Annotated in this window: 15 protein-coding genes and 1 pseudogene; 11 read left to right on the top strand and 5 right to left on the bottom strand. The window is 65.2% G+C overall.

Going from position 1 to position 14,656, the window contains the following annotated elements:
* Window positions 1–4 precede the first annotated feature (4 nt).
* Window positions 5–1,777: a DUF885 domain-containing protein gene (locus tag GW587_RS04970; protein WP_166099366.1), complete on the top strand. Its 1,773-nt coding sequence runs from the start codon at window positions 5–7 to the stop codon at window positions 1,775–1,777.
* Window positions 1,761–1,859: pseudogene (locus tag GW587_RS31170) on the top strand (hypothetical protein); the annotation flags it as partial. The gene GW587_RS04970 and the pseudogene GW587_RS31170, both read left to right, overlap by 17 nt.
* Before the next feature lie 31 nt (window positions 1,860–1,890).
* On the opposite strand, the gene GW587_RS04960 reads toward GW587_RS31170, so the two are convergent.
* The 4 genes from GW587_RS04960 to GW587_RS04945 form a co-directional block, all read right to left on the bottom strand.
* Complete coding sequence (locus tag GW587_RS04960; protein WP_166099364.1) at window positions 1,891–4,080, bottom strand: OsmC domain/YcaO domain-containing protein; 2,190 nt, start codon at window positions 4,078–4,080, stop codon at window positions 1,891–1,893.
* A 67-nt stretch (window positions 4,081–4,147) separates the two neighbouring features.
* Window positions 4,148–5,044 (bottom strand): NAD-dependent epimerase/dehydratase family protein, encoded by an 897-nt coding sequence (locus GW587_RS04955; RefSeq protein ID WP_166099361.1) that lies wholly within the window; start codon window positions 5,042–5,044, stop codon window positions 4,148–4,150.
* A gap of 100 nt (window positions 5,045–5,144) precedes the next feature.
* A complete protein-coding gene (locus GW587_RS04950) occupies window positions 5,145–5,615 on the bottom strand; it encodes a Csu type fimbrial protein (RefSeq protein WP_229259324.1) in 471 nt (156 codons plus the stop codon).
* A 244-nt stretch (window positions 5,616–5,859) separates the two neighbouring features.
* Window positions 5,860–6,387, bottom strand: a complete 528-nt coding sequence (locus GW587_RS04945; RefSeq protein WP_166099357.1) for a Csu type fimbrial protein — start codon at window positions 6,385–6,387, stop codon at window positions 5,860–5,862.
* 330 nt (window positions 6,388–6,717) lie between these two features.
* Here GW587_RS04945 and GW587_RS04940 point away from each other — a divergent pair, with 330 nt between their 5' ends.
* Genes GW587_RS04940 through GW587_RS04905 form a run of 8 tightly spaced genes read left to right on the top strand, consistent with a single transcriptional unit; the run spans window position 6,718 to window position 12,362 of the window.
* Window positions 6,718–7,587, top strand: a complete 870-nt coding sequence (locus tag GW587_RS04940) for an urease accessory protein UreD (RefSeq protein WP_166099355.1) — start codon at window positions 6,718–6,720, stop codon at window positions 7,585–7,587.
* Between the two features lie 12 nt (window positions 7,588–7,599).
* A complete protein-coding gene (locus tag GW587_RS04935; RefSeq protein WP_166099354.1) occupies window positions 7,600–7,902 on the top strand; it encodes an urease subunit gamma in 303 nt (100 codons plus the stop codon).
* 11 nt (window positions 7,903–7,913) lie between these two features.
* Window positions 7,914–8,240: an urease subunit beta gene (locus tag GW587_RS04930; RefSeq protein ID WP_166099351.1), complete on the top strand. Its 327-nt coding sequence runs from the start codon at window positions 7,914–7,916 to the stop codon at window positions 8,238–8,240.
* A 12-nt stretch (window positions 8,241–8,252) separates the two neighbouring features.
* Window positions 8,253–9,953 (top strand): urease subunit alpha, encoded by a 1,701-nt coding sequence (gene ureC, locus GW587_RS04925; RefSeq protein ID WP_166099349.1) that lies wholly within the window; start codon window positions 8,253–8,255, stop codon window positions 9,951–9,953.
* Between the two features lie 5 nt (window positions 9,954–9,958).
* On the top strand, window positions 9,959–10,462 hold the full coding sequence (gene ureE, locus GW587_RS04920; RefSeq protein WP_166099346.1) for an urease accessory protein UreE: 504 nt from the start codon (window positions 9,959–9,961) through the stop codon (window positions 10,460–10,462).
* Window positions 10,462–11,142 (top strand): urease accessory protein UreF, encoded by a 681-nt coding sequence (locus GW587_RS04915; protein ID WP_166099345.1) that lies wholly within the window; start codon window positions 10,462–10,464, stop codon window positions 11,140–11,142. The genes ureE and GW587_RS04915 overlap by 1 nt, the downstream gene beginning before the upstream one ends.
* 11 nt (window positions 11,143–11,153) lie before the next feature.
* Window positions 11,154–11,777 carry an urease accessory protein UreG gene (ureG, locus tag GW587_RS04910; protein ID WP_166099342.1) on the top strand — a complete coding sequence of 208 codons (624 nt, stop codon included), beginning with the start codon at window positions 11,154–11,156 and terminating at the stop codon, window positions 11,775–11,777.
* A 9-nt stretch (window positions 11,778–11,786) separates the two neighbouring features.
* Window positions 11,787–12,362, top strand: a complete 576-nt coding sequence (locus tag GW587_RS04905) for a HupE/UreJ family protein (RefSeq protein ID WP_166099340.1) — start codon at window positions 11,787–11,789, stop codon at window positions 12,360–12,362.
* A gap of 4 nt (window positions 12,363–12,366) precedes the next feature.
* Here the strand turns inward: GW587_RS04905 and GW587_RS04900 are convergent, their stop codons facing one another.
* Window positions 12,367–12,987, bottom strand: coding sequence for a 1-acyl-sn-glycerol-3-phosphate acyltransferase (locus GW587_RS04900; RefSeq protein WP_166099339.1), 621 nt, complete (start codon window positions 12,985–12,987; stop codon window positions 12,367–12,369).
* Window positions 12,988–13,158: 171 nt separating this feature from the next.
* Here GW587_RS04900 and GW587_RS04895 point away from each other — a divergent pair, with 171 nt between their 5' ends.
* A complete protein-coding gene (locus tag GW587_RS04895) occupies window positions 13,159–14,568 on the top strand; it encodes a sigma-54 dependent transcriptional regulator (protein ID WP_166099336.1) in 1,410 nt (469 codons plus the stop codon).
* The last annotated feature ends 88 nt before the right edge of the window (window positions 14,569–14,656 follow it).

Below are 14,656 nucleotides of genomic sequence, written 5' to 3'. Positions count from 1 at the left end.
CACCATGGAAAAGAAGTTCAACGCCGCCATCGTCGGCGCGTGCATGCTGTTATGTCTCGGCGCCGCCAACGCGGCGGCTCCGGTAGCCAAGGCCGGGCCGGTCGACGCGCAGTTCAAGGCTATCTACACCCAGGAATGGAAGTGGCGCATCAGCCAGAAGCAGGAAGAGGACGAGGACGACGACAACGGCGTCTCCGCCACGCTGCCGCGCATCGACCTCGCCACGCAGAAGCAGCGCCTGGCCTATTGGCAGGGTGTGATGAAAAAGTTGGACGGCATCGCGCAGGACAAGCTGTCGCCCGAGGAACGCATCAACTACCAGGTCTACAAGGCGCAGATCGCGGCGCTGATCGCCAACCAGCAGTACCGCGAATACGAAAAGCCGCTCAACGCCGACAGCGCCTTCTGGTCCAACATGACCTCCGATGCGCGCCGGCCGATGACCACGGAGAAGCAGTACAAGGACTATCTGACGCAGCTGGCCGACGTGCCGCGCTACTTCAACGAGGAGATCGTCAACATGCGTGCCGGCCTGGCGCGCGGCTTCACGCCGCCGAAGGTAACGTTGGTCGGCCGCGATTCGTCGATCACCTCGGTGACCGACGCCAAGTCGCCGCAGGACACGGTGTTCTACACCCCGTTCAAGAAGATGCCGGCGACGATGCCGGCGGCGCGCCAGGAAGAATTGCGGGCGCGGGCGGCCAAGACCATCGCGGCCAGCGTCCTGCCTTCGTACCAGACGCTGTTGAAGTTCATGCGCGAAGAGTACGTGCCGAAGGCGCGCGAAGAGCTGGCGGCCGAGAGTCTGCCGGACGGCAAAGCCTACTACCAGTCGAAGATCCTGGAGTTCACCACCACTTCGATGAGCGCCGACCAGATCCACCAGATCGGCGTGGCCGAAATGGCGAAGATCCGCGCCGAGATGCTGGACGTGATCAAGCAGACCGGTTTCGAAGGCGACCTGCCGGCCTTCCTGCAATTCCTGCGCACCGACTCGCGCTTCTACGCCAAGACGCCGGAAGAGCTGCTGATGCGTTCCGCCTGGGTCGCCAAGAAATTCGACGCCAAGGTGGCGCAGTACTTCGGCTATCTGCCGCGCCGCCGCTTCGCGGTGATCCCGGTGCCGGACGACCAGGCGCCGTTCTACACCTCCGGCCGTGGCGGTCCTGGGGTTTATCTGGTCAATACCTACAACCTGCCGTCGCGCGCCCTGTACAGCATGCCGGCGCTGACCCTGCACGAATCGGCGCCGGGCCATGCCTTCCAGATGCCGGTCGCGATGGAGCAGAAGGGCAGGCCGCCGTTCCGCAACGCCTACATCTCGGCCTACGGCGAGGGCTGGGCGCTGTACACCGAGCGCCTGGGCGCGGAGATGGGCATGTACGAAACGCCGTATGAAGTGTTCGGCATGTTGAGCTACCAGGCCTGGCGCGCGTCGCGGCTGGTGGTCGACACCGGCGTGCATAGCAAGGGATGGACGCGCAAACAGGCGCAGGACTACCTGCACGCCAACACCGCGCTGTCCGAGCACGAGATCGAAACGGAAGTGGACCGCTACATCTCGTGGCCGGGCCAGGCGCTGTCTTATTACCTGGGCGAGATGAGCATCATCAACGCGCGCAAGAAGGCGGAGCAGGCGCTGGGCTCGAAGTTCGACATCCGCGCCTTCCACGACACCGTGCTGCAATTGGGCTCGGTGCCGTTGCCGGTGCTGGAGGCGCGCATCGACCTGTTCATCGCCGAAGGCGGCAAGAGCCCTTATCCTAACCTGGACTGAGGACCGCCACCTGCCGCTGTATGAATCGACGCTGGCCTACGCGGCCGCCAAGGCGGCCTTGAGCAACTACAGCAAAGGGCTGGCGAACGAGTTCGGCCCGCGCGGCATCCGCATTAGCGCTTGCTGCGCGCCAGGTGCAGCTTCTTGTAGCTGTCGATCAGGCGCTGGTGGCGGTCCAGCCCTTCCAGCTTCATGCTGGTCGGCGTCAGGCCGTGGAAGCGCACCGTGCCTTCCACCGAGCCGATCGCGGCGTCCATGCGGGCGTCGCCGAACATGCGGCGGAAGTTGACCACGTAGTCGTCCAGTTCCAGGTCGTCGTCCAGCACCACTTCCAGCACCACGTTCAAGGCCTGATAGAACAATTTGCGTTCGACCGTGTTGTCGTTGTATTGCAGGAAGGCGCCCACCAGCTCATGCGCCTCGTCGAACTGCTGCAAGGCCAGATGGATCAGCAGCTTCAGTTCCAGCACGGTCAGCTGGCCCCAGTCCGTGTTTTCATCGAACTCGATGCCGATGAGAGTGGCGATGTCGCCGTATTCATCCAGCTCGTTGTTGTCCAGACGCTCCAGCAACGCCTCCAGGCCGGCTTCGTCCAGGCGATGCAGGTTCAGGATATCGGCGCGGAACAGCAGCGCCTTGTTGGTGTTGTCCCAGACCAGATCCTCGACCGGATACACTTCCGAATAACCCGGCACCAGGATGCGGCAGGCGATGGCGCCCAGTTGGTCGTACACCGCGACGTAAGCTTCCTTGCCCATCTCGGCGAGGATGCCGAACAGCGTCGCGGCTTCGTCGGCGTTGGAGTTTTCACCCTGGCCCGAGAAGTCCCACTCGACGAAGTCGTAGTCCGCCTGGGCGCTGAAGAAGCGCCACGAGACGATGCCGCTGGAATCGATGAAGTGTTCGACGAAGTTGTTCGGCTCGGTCACGGCGTTGCTGGCGAAGGTCGGCGGCGGCAAATCGTTCAAGCCTTCGAAGCTGCGGCCCTGCAGTAGTTCGGTCAGGCTGCGTTCCAGCGCGACCTCAAAGCTCGGGTGCGCGCCGAACGAGGCGAACACGCCGCCGGTGCGCGGATTCATCAGCGTCACGCACATCACCGGATATTCGCCGCCCAGCGACGCGTCCTTGACCAGTACCGGGAAGCCTTGCTCTTCCAGGCCCTGGATGCCGGCCAGGATGCCGGGATATTTCGCCAGCACTTCCTGCGGCACGTCGGGCAGGGCCAGTTCGCCTTCGAGGATTTCGCGCTTGACGGCGCGCTCGAAGATCTCCGACAGGCACTGCACCTGCGCCTCGGCCAGCGTGTTACCGGCGCTCATGCCGTTGCTGACGTACAGGTTCTCGACCAGGTTGGACGGGAAATACACCACCTCGCCGTCCGACTGCCGCACATACGGCAGCGAGCAGATACCGCGCTCCACATTGCCGGAGTTGGTGTCGATCAGGTGCGAGCCGCGCAGTTCGCCGTCCGGATTGTAGATTTGCAGGCAGTACTCGTCGAGGATCTCGGACGGCAGCGCATCCTTGCGGCCGGGCTTGAACCAGCGCTCGTTCGGGTAGTGGACGAACTCCGCGTTGGCGATGTCCTCGCCCCAGAACGCGCCGGCGTAGAAGTGATTGTTGTTGAGGCGTTCGATATATTCGCCCAGGGCCGAGGCCAACGCGCTTTCCTTGGTCGCGCCCTTGCCGTTGGTGAAGCACATCGGCGAGTGCGCGTCGCGGATGTGCAGCGACCAGACGTTGGGAATGATGTTGCGCCATGACGCGATCTCGATCTTGATGCCCAGGCCGGCCAACACGCCCGACATGTTCGCGATGGTTTGCTCCAGCGGCAGATCCTTGCCCAGGATGAAGGTGCTGGCGTCGGCCGCCGGCGCCAGCATCAGCAGCGCCTGGGCGTCGGCGTCCAGGTTCTCGACTTCTTCGATGATGAATTCCGGCCCGGCCTGCACCACCTTCTTCACCGTGCAACGGTCGATGGAGCGCAAAATGCCTTGTCGGTCCTTGTCGGAGATGTCCGCCGGCAGTTCGACCTGGATCTTGAAGATCTGCTGGTAGCGGTTTTCCGGGTCGACGATATTATTTTGCGACAGGCGGATGTTTTCAGTCGAAATATTGCGTGTATCGCAATACAACTTCACGAAGTAAGCCGCGCACAACGCCGACGAGGCCAAAAAATAATCGAACGGGCCCGGCGCGGAGCCATCGCCCTTGTAGCGGATCGGCTGGTCGGCGATGACCGTGAAATCATCGAACTTGGCTTCCAGGCGAAGCTTATCGAGAAAGTTGACCTTAATTTCCATGGGATATATCCAAAATAGCGCTCAAAACGAGTTGGGCGCTATTATCCCCTTTTTTTGCCGGCGCGAACTAAGCGCGCAGCATGTCGTTGGCGATCCAGTCCAGCACCGGCGGCCGATGCGGTTGCCAGCCCAGTTGCGTGCGCGCGCGCTGGCCGCGCACCCGGCTGTTCGAGCCCAGGCCGTAGGAAGCCATTTCATAGCCCCATTCCTCCTTGGCCAACTCCAGCGGCCACTCCTGCGGCGCGCCCAGGCCGAGCGCGCGGGCGATGGCGGCGCTCATGTCGCGGAACGCCGCCTCGCCGCTTTCGACGAAGTAGAAGGCGCCGGCCTCGGTGTTCTCCAACGCCAGCAGATACAGGTCGACCACATCGTCGATATGCACGTTGGACCAGATGTTCAAACCGCGCCCGACGTGGCGCACGATGCCGCTCTTGCGGGCCTGCTTGAGCAAACGCGGCAGCTGCACGCTGTCGCGCGGCAGCGCGCCGTGGCCGTAGATCAGGGTGTTGCACAGCACGGCCGAGCGCACGCCCTTGTCGGCGGCGGTCAGCACCAGATTGTCGATGGCGACGCGGGCGGCCTTGTCGGCGGTCGGTTCGGGGAGCTGGTCTTCGAGATAGATGCGGTCGGAGCCTTCGCCGCCGGAAGCGTCGCCGACGATGCTGGAGCCGCTGGTGTGCAGGAACACCTTGCCCGAGCCGGATAGGGCGTCGATGAAGGCTTCCACCGCCGCGCGGTTGTCGCTGCTGGCGGCATTGATGACGGCGTCGGACGCCTGCGCCTGGGCGATCAGCAGATCGCGGTCGTTGAGGGTGCCGACGATGCCGGTGACGCCGATCCTGGCCAGCTCATCGAGCTGTTCCGGCTTGCGCACCAGTCCGACGACTTCATGCCCGGCCTTGACCAGCCCCGCTGCGATCGAACCACCGATAAAACCGGCCGCGCCGGTGACGAATACTTTCATGCTGTGCTCCCAATCGATTCAAGAAGCAATCAGTATGGGGACACACGGGCCGCGCACAAAGGCCGCGCGGCGCAAAGAACTCTTGAAGCCGGATCAACAATCAGAAGTAGACCGTGGCGGTGATGGTGGATTTGTAGGTGTCCGGTTGCGGCGTGGCCTGCGCCGGCACCACGCCGTAGACGGTCAGGTTCTGCAGCACGCCGGAGCCGGTGCCCGACAGCGTGTCGGTGCCCTGGGCGTTGCCCCAGTTGCCGCCGCCGGAGGTCATGTTCAGGTTGAAGGCGACGGTGCTGGTGTTGGCGCCGGTGCCGCTCAGCAGCCGCGCCGACGTGGTCGACCCGGTGCCGTTGCCTGCGCTCAGGCCGATGTTGTAGGGGGTGGTGTTGGTGCAGGTGACGTTGAGCGTGGTGTTGACGCTGACCGCGGTGGCCAGCACGCCTTGCGATTGGCCGAAGTCCAGCGGGTTGGCGGCGATGGTGCAGTCGGCGATGATCTTCATCGTGACGTCGAAGGTCTGGTTCCTGCTGCCATTGGTGTACACGGCGGCGCCGCCCAGGATCGGGGTCAGCATGGCGGTGATGACGGCTGCGGTGGCGATGCGGGTCAGGGAACGACGGGTCATGATGGAACTCCAGTAAGTAAAACGATAGGTCCGGGCGCGAGTGGGTATGCAAATGCATGCAATGCTGCCGCTGCTGTTGGGCGGTATCGATACGAAACTGGGAAAAATTTAGCGCGGGATTGGGCGCTGGGGATGCTGCTGAATCGCGACGGTGAGCCTTGTTTGTGGGCGCCGGCGGAGGGTGTTGCGGGTATTAGAAGTAGACGGTTGCGGTGATCGTCGATTTGTACGTGTCGGGCTGAGGCGTTGCTTGTGCCGGCACGACGCCGTACACGGTGATGGTTTGCGAGACGCCGCTGCCTACGCCGGATTTGGTGTCGGTGCCTTGCGTGTTGCCCCAGTTGGTGCTGCCCGATGCCTGGTACAGGTTGTAGGCGACGGTGCTGGTGTTGGCGCCGGTGCCGCTCATCAGGCGCGCGGTGGTGCTGGAGCCGGTGCCGGTGCCGGCGTTCAGGCCGATGTTGTAAGGCGTGGTGTTGGTGCAGGTGACGTTGAGCGTGGTGTTGACGCTGACGGCGGTCGCCAGCACGCCTTGCGATTGACCGAAGTCCAGCGGGTTGGCGGCGATGGTGCAGTCGGCGATGATTTTCAGCGTGACGTCGAAGGTCGAGGTTTTGCTGCCGTTGCTGTAGACAGCGGCGCCGCTCAACACTGGCACCAGCGCGGCGCCGAAGGCGGCGGCGATTGCAACGCGGCGAAGGGATGGGGATTTGCTAAACATTTGGACCTCCGTTAAGTAGTTAATTTAGAATTTTTGTTTCCGTGCTTCAATGGATTCAATTATTCCTCAACAAAAAAAAACGTGCTTTTGTTAAAAGCGGCAGAACTTTTGCCGCCGTAGAAAATCTCAAATATTTTTCCATGCGGCACTTTTTTACAACAGCCGCCAGCAAAACAGGCGTCCCTTTTTTACTAACTGTGATTTTTCCGCACTACACTGGTGCGAATGATTCAATTTGGTGCGGAAACCTGTTCGCGCCCGGCGTCAGTGCCGATTTGGGCTGGCATGGGGATTGCATAAGACAACACATCACTCATATCAAGTACCGTCATGCCCGATTGCACCGCACCGCGAGACCTCGCCGCCAGCCCCAGCGCCTGGCAGGCCAGCCTCACGCTCGGATTCGCGGACGACGCCGGCACCACGCGGCTGTTCGATAATCTCCACTACGGCCCGCTGCGGGTGCAGAAGGCCTTGTATCCGGAAGACCGCAAGGTCTGTCACGCCATCGTGGTCCACCCGCCGGGCGGCGTGGTCGGCGGCGACCGGCTGCAGATCGACATCGGCGTCGGCGCCGGCGCGCACGCATTCATCACCACCCCGGGCGCGGCCAAGTGGTACAAGGCCAACGGCAAGGTGTCGCGCCAGACGGTGTGCCTGCATCTGAACCAAGGCGCCGCGCTGGAATGGCTGCCGCAAGAAACGATCTTTTTTGATACCGCTGACGTGGTGCTGGAGCAGGCGGTCGAACTGGCCGCCGGCGCCACCTACATCGGCTGCGAGATCCTGTGCATGGGCCGGCGCGGCTCGGGCGAGGTATTCAATACCGGCCGTGTCACCCAGCGCAGCAGCATCCGCCGCGACGGCCGCCTGATCTGGTGGGAGCAGGGCGCGATGCTGGGCGGGCGTCTCGACAGCCCGCTGGCGCTGGACGGCAAGACCGTCTGCGCCACGCTGATCGCCGCCGGCAAGCCGCTGCCGCCGGCCGTCTTGGCCGAGCTGCTGGCCGGGATACGCGCCGACATCGCCGCCGACGGCGAGCATGTCTTCGGCGTCACCCACACCAAGGGCGTGCTGGTCGCGCGCCACCTGGGCGACGACAGCGAAACCGCGCGCCGCCTGATGCTCACCGTGTGGCGCCGCGTGCGCCCGCATCTGCTGGACCGCGAGGCCGTCACGCCGCGCATCTGGCAAACCTGAACTGGAACCACCATGGATCTGACACCAAGAGAAAAAGACAAGCTGTTGATTTTCACCGCCGGCATCGTGGCGGAACGCCGCCTCGCGCGCGGCCTCAAACTGAACTACCCGGAAGCGGTGGCGCTGATCACCTGCGCCATCATGGAGGGCGCCCGCGACGGCAAGACAGTCGCCCAACTGATGTCCGACGGCACGCGCATCCTCACGCGCGCCGACGTCATGGAGGGTATCCCCGAAATGATCCCCGACATCCAGGTCGAAGCGACGTTCCCCGACGGGAGCAAGCTGGTGACCGTCCATCACCCCATCCCCTAAAGGAGTTCATCATGATCCCAGGCGAATACCTGCTTGAAGAGGGCGAGATCGGCATCAACGAAGGCCGGCCCACCGCCACCGTGGTGGTGACCAACCAGGGCGACCGGCCGGTGCAGGTCGGATCGCATTTCCATTTTTTCGAAGTTAACACGGAGCTCAAATTCGAGCGCTGGCAGGCCTATGGCATGCGGCTCAACATCGCCGCCGGCACCGCCGTGCGTTTCGAGCCGGGCCAGCAGCGCACCGTGGAGCTGGTGAAGCTGGGCGGCGACCAGAAGGTCTACGGCTTCAATGGCAAAGTCATGGGCAAGCTGGATACCACACCACCGAAAAGCTAAAAAAAGGTCGACATGGCTACAATCTCGCGCCGCGCCTATGCGGAGATGTTCGGTCCCACTAAAGGGGACCGCATCCGCCTGGCGGACACTGAACTGTTTATCGAAATCGAACATGATTACGCCACCTACGGCGAAGAAGTGAAATTTGGCGGCGGCAAGGTGATCCGCGACGGCATGGGCCAGTCGCAGCGCGTGGCCGCCGAGGTGATGGATACGGTGATCACCAACGCGGTGATCGTCGACCACTGGGGCATCGTCAAGGCCGACATCGGCCTCAAAAGCGGCATGATCGCCGCCATCGGCAAGGCCGGCAACCCGGACATCCAGCCGAATGTGACGATGGCCATCGGCGGCGCCACCGAGATCATCGCCGGCGAGGGCATGATCGTCACCGCCGGCGGGGTCGACACGCACATCCACTTCATCTGCCCGCAGCAGATCGAAGAGGCGCTGATGAGCGGCGTCACCACCATGATCGGCGGCGGCACCGGGCCGTCGGCCGGCACCTCGGCCACCACCTGCACGCCGGGGCCGTGGCACCTGCACGCGATGCTGGGCGCGGCCGACGCCTTCCCGATGAACCTCGGCTTCCTCGGCAAGGGCAACGTCAGCCTGCCGGAGCCGCTGGAGGAGCAGGTGCGCGCCGGCGCCATCGGCCTGAAGCTGCACGAGGACTGGGGCAGCACCCCGGCCGCGATCGACAACTGCCTGTCGGTGGCGGACCGGATGGACGTACAGGTCGCGATCCACAGCGATACGCTCAACGAGGGCGGCTACCTGGCCGACACGCTGGCGGCGTTCAAGGACCGCACCATCCACACCTTCCACACCGAGGGCGCGGGCGGCGGCCATGCGCCGGACATCATCGCGGCGGTGGGCGAATCGAACGTGCTGCCGTCGTCGACCAATCCGACCCGGCCGTTCACCATCAACACGCTGGACGAGCACCTGGACATGCTGATGGTCTGCCATCACCTGGACGCGGCGATCGCCGAGGACGTGGCGTTCGCCGAATCGCGCATCCGCCGCGAGACCATCGCGGCCGAGGACATCCTGCATGATCTGGGCGCGATCTCGATGATGTCGTCGGATTCGCAGGCGATGGGGCGGGTGGGCGAGGTGATCATGCGCACCTGGCAGACCGCGCACAAGATGAAGACCCAGCGCGGCCCGCTGGCGCCGGACTCGCAGCGCAACGACAACTTCCGCGTCAAGCGCTACATCGCCAAGTACACCATCAACCCGGCCATCACGCACGGCATCGCGCATGCGGTGGGTTCGCTGGAGGTGGGCAAGATCGCCGACCTGGTGCTGTGGAAGCCGGCCTTCTTCGGCGTCAAGCCGTCGACGATTCTGAAGGGCGGCATGATCGCGGCCGCGCAGATGGGCGATCCGAACGCCTCGATCCCGACGCCGCAGCCGGTGCACTACCGGATGATGTTCGGCGCCTTCGGCGGCGGCTTGAAGAAGTCGTTCACCTTCGTCTCGCAGGCGGCCTACGACGACGGCATCGGCGAGCAGCTCAAGCTGAACAAGACGCTGATCGTGGCCAAGAACATGCGCTCGCTGCGCAAGTCCGACATGATCCATAATGGCCTGACGCCGAAGATGGACGTCAATCCCGAAACCTACGAAGTGCGCGCCGACGGCGAGCTGCTGGTCTGCGAAGCCGCGACCTCGCTGCCGATGGCGCAGCGCTACTTCCTGTTCTGAAGACTATGCTGACATTGCACACCAAAATTGCACACGCCGACGCGATCGCCGCGCGGCTGGTGCTGCCTTACGAATTGCGCGAAAAGTGCCGCCTGCGCGCGACGCTGGACAGCGGCGAGGATGTCGCCGTGTTCACCGTGCGCGGCACCGTGCTGCGCGACGGCGACCTGCTGACCGGCGAGGACCGGCGCGTGATCCAGGTGGTGGCCGCGCCGGAGCCGACCTACAAGGTCACCTGCGCCGACGCGCACGCCTTGCTGCGCTGCGCTTTCCATCTCGGCAACCGCCACACGCAGGCGCAGGTCGGCGACGGCTTCCTGCGCATCCGCGCCGACGCGGTGCTGAAGGAGATGCTGGCCGGCCTGGGCGCCACGGTGGCCGAGGAGCAGGCGGCCTTCGAGCCGGAGTCGGGCGCCTATGGCGGTGGCCACGGCCACCATCACGACGGCAATCCGCTGGCGCCGATTCCGCTGCGGCAGAAGATCCACCGTCCGGGCGACCCCCAATAATGCAGGCCTCGGCGCTGCTCAACCTGCTGCAATTCGCCAGCCCGGCGCTGCCGATCGGCGCCTACAGCTATTCGCAGGGGCTGGAGGCGGCGCTGGAGAACGGCATGGTCCACAACGCCGACACCGCGCGCGCCTGGATCCTGCGCCACCTGCACGAAGTGGTGGCGCAATGGGAAGCCCCGGTCTGCTGGCGCCTGATGCAAGCCTGGTCGCGGCGCGACTGGGACGCCGTCGCCGCATGGAGCGAACGCTTCATCGCCTCGCGCGACAGCGCCGAATTCCGCGCCGAGACCATCCAGATGGGCTACTCGCTGACCAAGTTGGTGGCGGAATTGGGCATCGTCGACGCCGAGATGCTGGCGCGACTGCAAGCCGAACCCGAAGTCGCGCTGCCGACCGCCTTCAGCTGCGCGGTCGCCGCGCTGAATATCCCGCACGACGCCGCGCTGCTGGCGATGCTGTTCGCGTGGGCCGAGAACCAGGTGCTGGTCTGCGTCAAATCGGTGCCGCTGGGGCAGGTGGCGGGCCAGCGCATGCTGCTGTCGCTGCGCGCCGACATCGAAGCCGCCGCGCATCACGCCCAAACCGTGGCCGACGACGACATGAGCAACTGGGCCCCGGGCCTGTCGCTGCTGTCGATGCGGCACGAAGTCCAATACAGCCGTTTATACAGATCCTGAGAGAGCACACCATGACAACTTCAAACCCACTCCGCGTCGGCATCGGCGGCCCGGTCGGCTCCGGCAAGACCGCCCTGTGCGAGATGCTGTGCAAAGGCATGCGCGACCACTACGACATGGCCGTCATCACCAACGACATCTACACCAAGGAGGACATGGAGATCCTGCTGCGCGCCGACGCCTTGCCGGCCGAGCGCCTGATGGGCGTGGAGACCGGCGGCTGCCCGCACACCGCGATCCGCGAAGACGCTTCGATCAACCTTGAAGCCATCGCCCGCATGCAGGCCGACTTCCCCAACCTGGACCTGATCCTGGTCGAATCCGGCGGCGACAACCTGGCCGCCACCTTCAGCCCCGAACTGTCCGACCTGACCATCTACGTGATCGACGTCGCCGGCGGCGAGAAGATCCCGCGCAAGGGCGGTCCCGGCATCACCCGCTCCGATCTGCTGATCATCAACAAGACCGACCTGGCGCCGCACGTCGGCGCCGACCTGGAGGTGATGGCGCGCGACGCCAAGCAGCAGCGCGGCGCGCGGCCGTTCATCTTCACCAATCTGCGCAGCGGCGACGGCGTGACCGCCGTCATCGACTTCATCCGCGAACAAGGCCTGCTGGGCCAGACCCCACACTAAGGAGACTCCATGAACAAGCAAGCACGCGGCCGCGCCGCCACCCTGGCCATGACCTTGACGCTGGCGCTGGCCAGCGGCGCCGCGCTGGCGCACCCGCAGGCGGGCGGCGCGCACACGCACGGCTTCCTCGATGGCTTCACCCATCCATTCACCGGCCTCGATCACCTGCTGGCGATGCTGGCGGTGGGCATCTGGAGCGTGCGCCAGTCCAACGCGCGCTGGCTGCAGGGCGTGTTCATCGGCATGGTGATGGTGGGGATGGCGAGCGGCGCCGCCGGCCTGGCGATCCCGGGACTGGAAACCGGCATCGCCGCCACGGTGGTGCTGATGGGGATCCTGATCGCGCTGGCGGCGCGCCTGCCGGCGGCGGCCGGCGCGGCGATGGTGGGCGCGTTCGCTCTGTTGCACGGCAACGCCCACGGGCACGAACTGCCGCAGGCGGCCAGCGCCCTCGGCCTGTTGCTGGCGAGCGGGCTGCTGGTGGTCGGCGGAAGTGTGCTGGGCCGGTTCGGCCCGTCGCTGGCGCTGAAGCTGTCCGGCGCGGCGATCGCCGCCACCGGCGTGATGCTGGTGGCGACCGTGTAAAAAATCAGTCGCGCGATTCGCTGCGGCGTTCCTGCAGCACGATCGGCGCCTGGTTTTCCGGATACAGGCCGCGATGGCCTTCGAAGCCGGCGCGGATGGCGGCCATGTCGGCCTCCTGGTCGCCGGTCAGGAACACGTGGTCGACCAGGCCGAGCGTCTTGTTCGGATAGTCGATATACACCAGCACCAGCGGCACCTTGGCCTCCAGCGCCAGGTGATAGAAGCCGCTCTTCCAGTTCGGGCGATAGCCGCGCGTCGCCTCGGGCGTGATGCCGACCCAGTACCAGTCGGCCGCGTTCATGCGGCGCGCCTGCAGCTTGATGGTGCCGCTCGGCGTGCCGCGCTCGACCGGCTCGCCGCCCAGCGCGCGGAACCACTTGCCCAGCACCGGCAGCTTGAACAGCGAGTCCTTGGCCAGCCAGCGGAACGGCAGGTTCAGCGCCCACTTGCCGAACAGGCCGACCATGAAATCCCAGTTCGACGTGTGCGGATAGATGACGGCGATGCCGCGCGGGCCGGGCAGCGGGCGATACAACATGCGCCAGCCGAACAGCTTGAGGATGCGCAGCGACAAGCGCTGGCCCCAGCCCGGCAAATCCGCCGGCTTTACTACAAAACCACTCATCAGGCATCCCCGTCGTTGTTTTAACTTATACTCACTATTGACAGGCTGGCACAGACCTCGTCAAAAAACTGCGCACGAATTCTATATTGGGGCCGGCGGCGCGGCAAGCGATTCGTGGTTTTGCGAAAGTGAAAAGATTGAACTTTTTCCATTGTCTGTCGTCCAATTGTCATGACCACCAAAACCATACTATACGTAGCGATCGGAGGGCACGCCGTGTTGGCGGCGCCGGACGCGGCGCTCGAGGGATGGGAGGTTTGCCGGGCCGCCACGCTGGCCGAGGCCGGACGTCAATTGAGCGCGCGCTCGTTCGCCCTCGGCCTGTTGCTGGTGGAGGATGCCTCGGCGCGCGAAGCGCTGGAGCGCTTCCTGCACGATCACTGGCGCACGCACTGGATCGTCGTGCTGCCGGCGCCGGCGCTGGCGCAGCCGCTGTGGCGCCAGCTGATCCATGACCATTGCGGCGATTTCCATACCTGGCCGATCGACATCGCCAGGCTGCGCCACGCGCTCGGCCACGCCCATGGCCTGGCCGCGCTGCGCGCCGACCATGGCGCCATGGCGCCGCGCTCGGCCGCCGCCGCCGTCGCTTCGCTGACCGGACAGAGCGCCGCCATCGCCCGGCTGCGGCGCCAGATCGTCAAGGTGGCGGCGGCCAGCGCGCCGGTGCTGATCTCGGGCGAGAGCGGCAGCGGCAAGGAGCTGGCGGCGCAGGCGGTGCACGCGGCGTCGGCGCGCCGCGCCGGGCCGTTCGTGCCCATCAATTGCGGCGCGATCCCGGCCTCGCTGATCCAGTCCGAATTGTTCGGTTACGAGCGCGGCGCCTTCACCGGCGCGGCGCGCGCCAAGCGCGGCCTGATCGAATCGGCGCAGGGCGGCTCAATTTTTCTCGATGAGATCGGCGACCTGCCGCTGGAACTGCAGGCCAACCTGCTGCGTTTCCTGCAGGAGAAGACCATCTACCGGCTCGGGTCGACGCACAGCATCGCGGTCGACGTGCGCGTCATCGCCGCCTCGCACGTCGACCTGGCGCAGGCGGTGGGGCGCGGCGCCTTCCGCGAGGATCTGTATTACCGCCTCAACGTGCTGGCGCTGGAGGTGCCGCCCTTGCGAGAGCGGAAGGAAGACCTGTTGCCGCTGGCGGAGCACTTCTTCCATGCTTTCTCCAGCGAACGGGCGCCGCGCGTCAAGGGCTTCAGCAGCCGCGCGGCGCAGGCGATCCGCGACTACGACTGGCCCGGCAATGTGCGCGAGCTGATCAACCGGGTGCGGCGCGCGATGGTGATGGCCGAAGGGCGCCTGATCGTGCCGCAGGACCTGGGATTGAGCGCGGCGCGCGCGCCGGACCAGGCGGCGCAGCTGGACCACGCCCGCATCCGCGCCGAACGCGACGCCATCGACGCCAGCCTGCTGCGCGCCGGCCGCAACATCACGCTGGCCGCGCGCGATCTGGGCGTATCGCGCATGACTCTGTATCGGTTGTTGGCCAAGCATGGAATCGAGGCGCCGTCACGTGCCTGTTACACCGGCGCCCAGAGTGGGGCGGTGGCCGTGCCGGGTCGGGTTGTCACAGGCAAGTGACGCTTTGCGACGCAAAGGTCGCCGCCCCATCGCGCGCCGCGGCGAATTTTCTTTAGATTTCAACATCTTGACTGTGCTGGCATCAAGC

Source organism: Duganella aceris, from assembly GCF_011090165.1.
Classification (GTDB): Bacteria; Pseudomonadota; Gammaproteobacteria; order Burkholderiales; family Burkholderiaceae_D; genus Rugamonas; species Rugamonas aceris.
The sequence above is the reverse complement of the archived record's forward strand: the minus strand, read 5'-3'. Positions and strand labels throughout refer to the sequence as shown.

Bases quoted from the DNA above. Each gene is read 5' to 3' on its own strand.
- GW587_RS04970 (WP_166099366.1), top strand. From the start codon at position 5: ATGGAAAAGAAGTTCAACGCCGCCATCGTCGGCGCGTGCATGCTGTTA.
- GW587_RS04960 (WP_166099364.1), bottom strand. From the start codon at position 4,080: ATGGAAATTAAGGTCAACTTTCTCGATAAGCTTCGCCTGGAAGCCAAG.
- GW587_RS04955 (WP_166099361.1), bottom strand. From the start codon at position 5,044: ATGAAAGTATTCGTCACCGGCGCGGCCGGTTTTATCGGTGGTTCGATC.
- GW587_RS04950 (WP_229259324.1), bottom strand. From the start codon at position 5,615: ATGCTGACCCCGATCCTGGGCGGCGCCGCCGTGTACACCAATGGCAGC.
- GW587_RS04945 (WP_166099357.1), bottom strand. From the start codon at position 6,387: ATGTTTAGCAAATCCCCATCCCTTCGCCGCGTTGCAATCGCCGCCGCC.
- GW587_RS04940 (WP_166099355.1), top strand. From the start codon at position 6,718: ATGCCCGATTGCACCGCACCGCGAGACCTCGCCGCCAGCCCCAGCGCC.
- GW587_RS04935 (WP_166099354.1), top strand. From the start codon at position 7,600: ATGGATCTGACACCAAGAGAAAAAGACAAGCTGTTGATTTTCACCGCC.
- GW587_RS04930 (WP_166099351.1), top strand. From the start codon at position 7,914: ATGATCCCAGGCGAATACCTGCTTGAAGAGGGCGAGATCGGCATCAAC.
- ureC (WP_166099349.1), top strand. From the start codon at position 8,253: ATGGCTACAATCTCGCGCCGCGCCTATGCGGAGATGTTCGGTCCCACT.
- ureE (WP_166099346.1), top strand. From the start codon at position 9,959: ATGCTGACATTGCACACCAAAATTGCACACGCCGACGCGATCGCCGCG.
- GW587_RS04915 (WP_166099345.1), top strand. From the start codon at position 10,462: ATGCAGGCCTCGGCGCTGCTCAACCTGCTGCAATTCGCCAGCCCGGCG.
- ureG (WP_166099342.1), top strand. From the start codon at position 11,154: ATGACAACTTCAAACCCACTCCGCGTCGGCATCGGCGGCCCGGTCGGC.
- GW587_RS04905 (WP_166099340.1), top strand. From the start codon at position 11,787: ATGAACAAGCAAGCACGCGGCCGCGCCGCCACCCTGGCCATGACCTTG.
- GW587_RS04900 (WP_166099339.1), bottom strand. From the start codon at position 12,987: ATGAGTGGTTTTGTAGTAAAGCCGGCGGATTTGCCGGGCTGGGGCCAG.
- GW587_RS04895 (WP_166099336.1), top strand. From the start codon at position 13,159: ATGACCACCAAAACCATACTATACGTAGCGATCGGAGGGCACGCCGTG.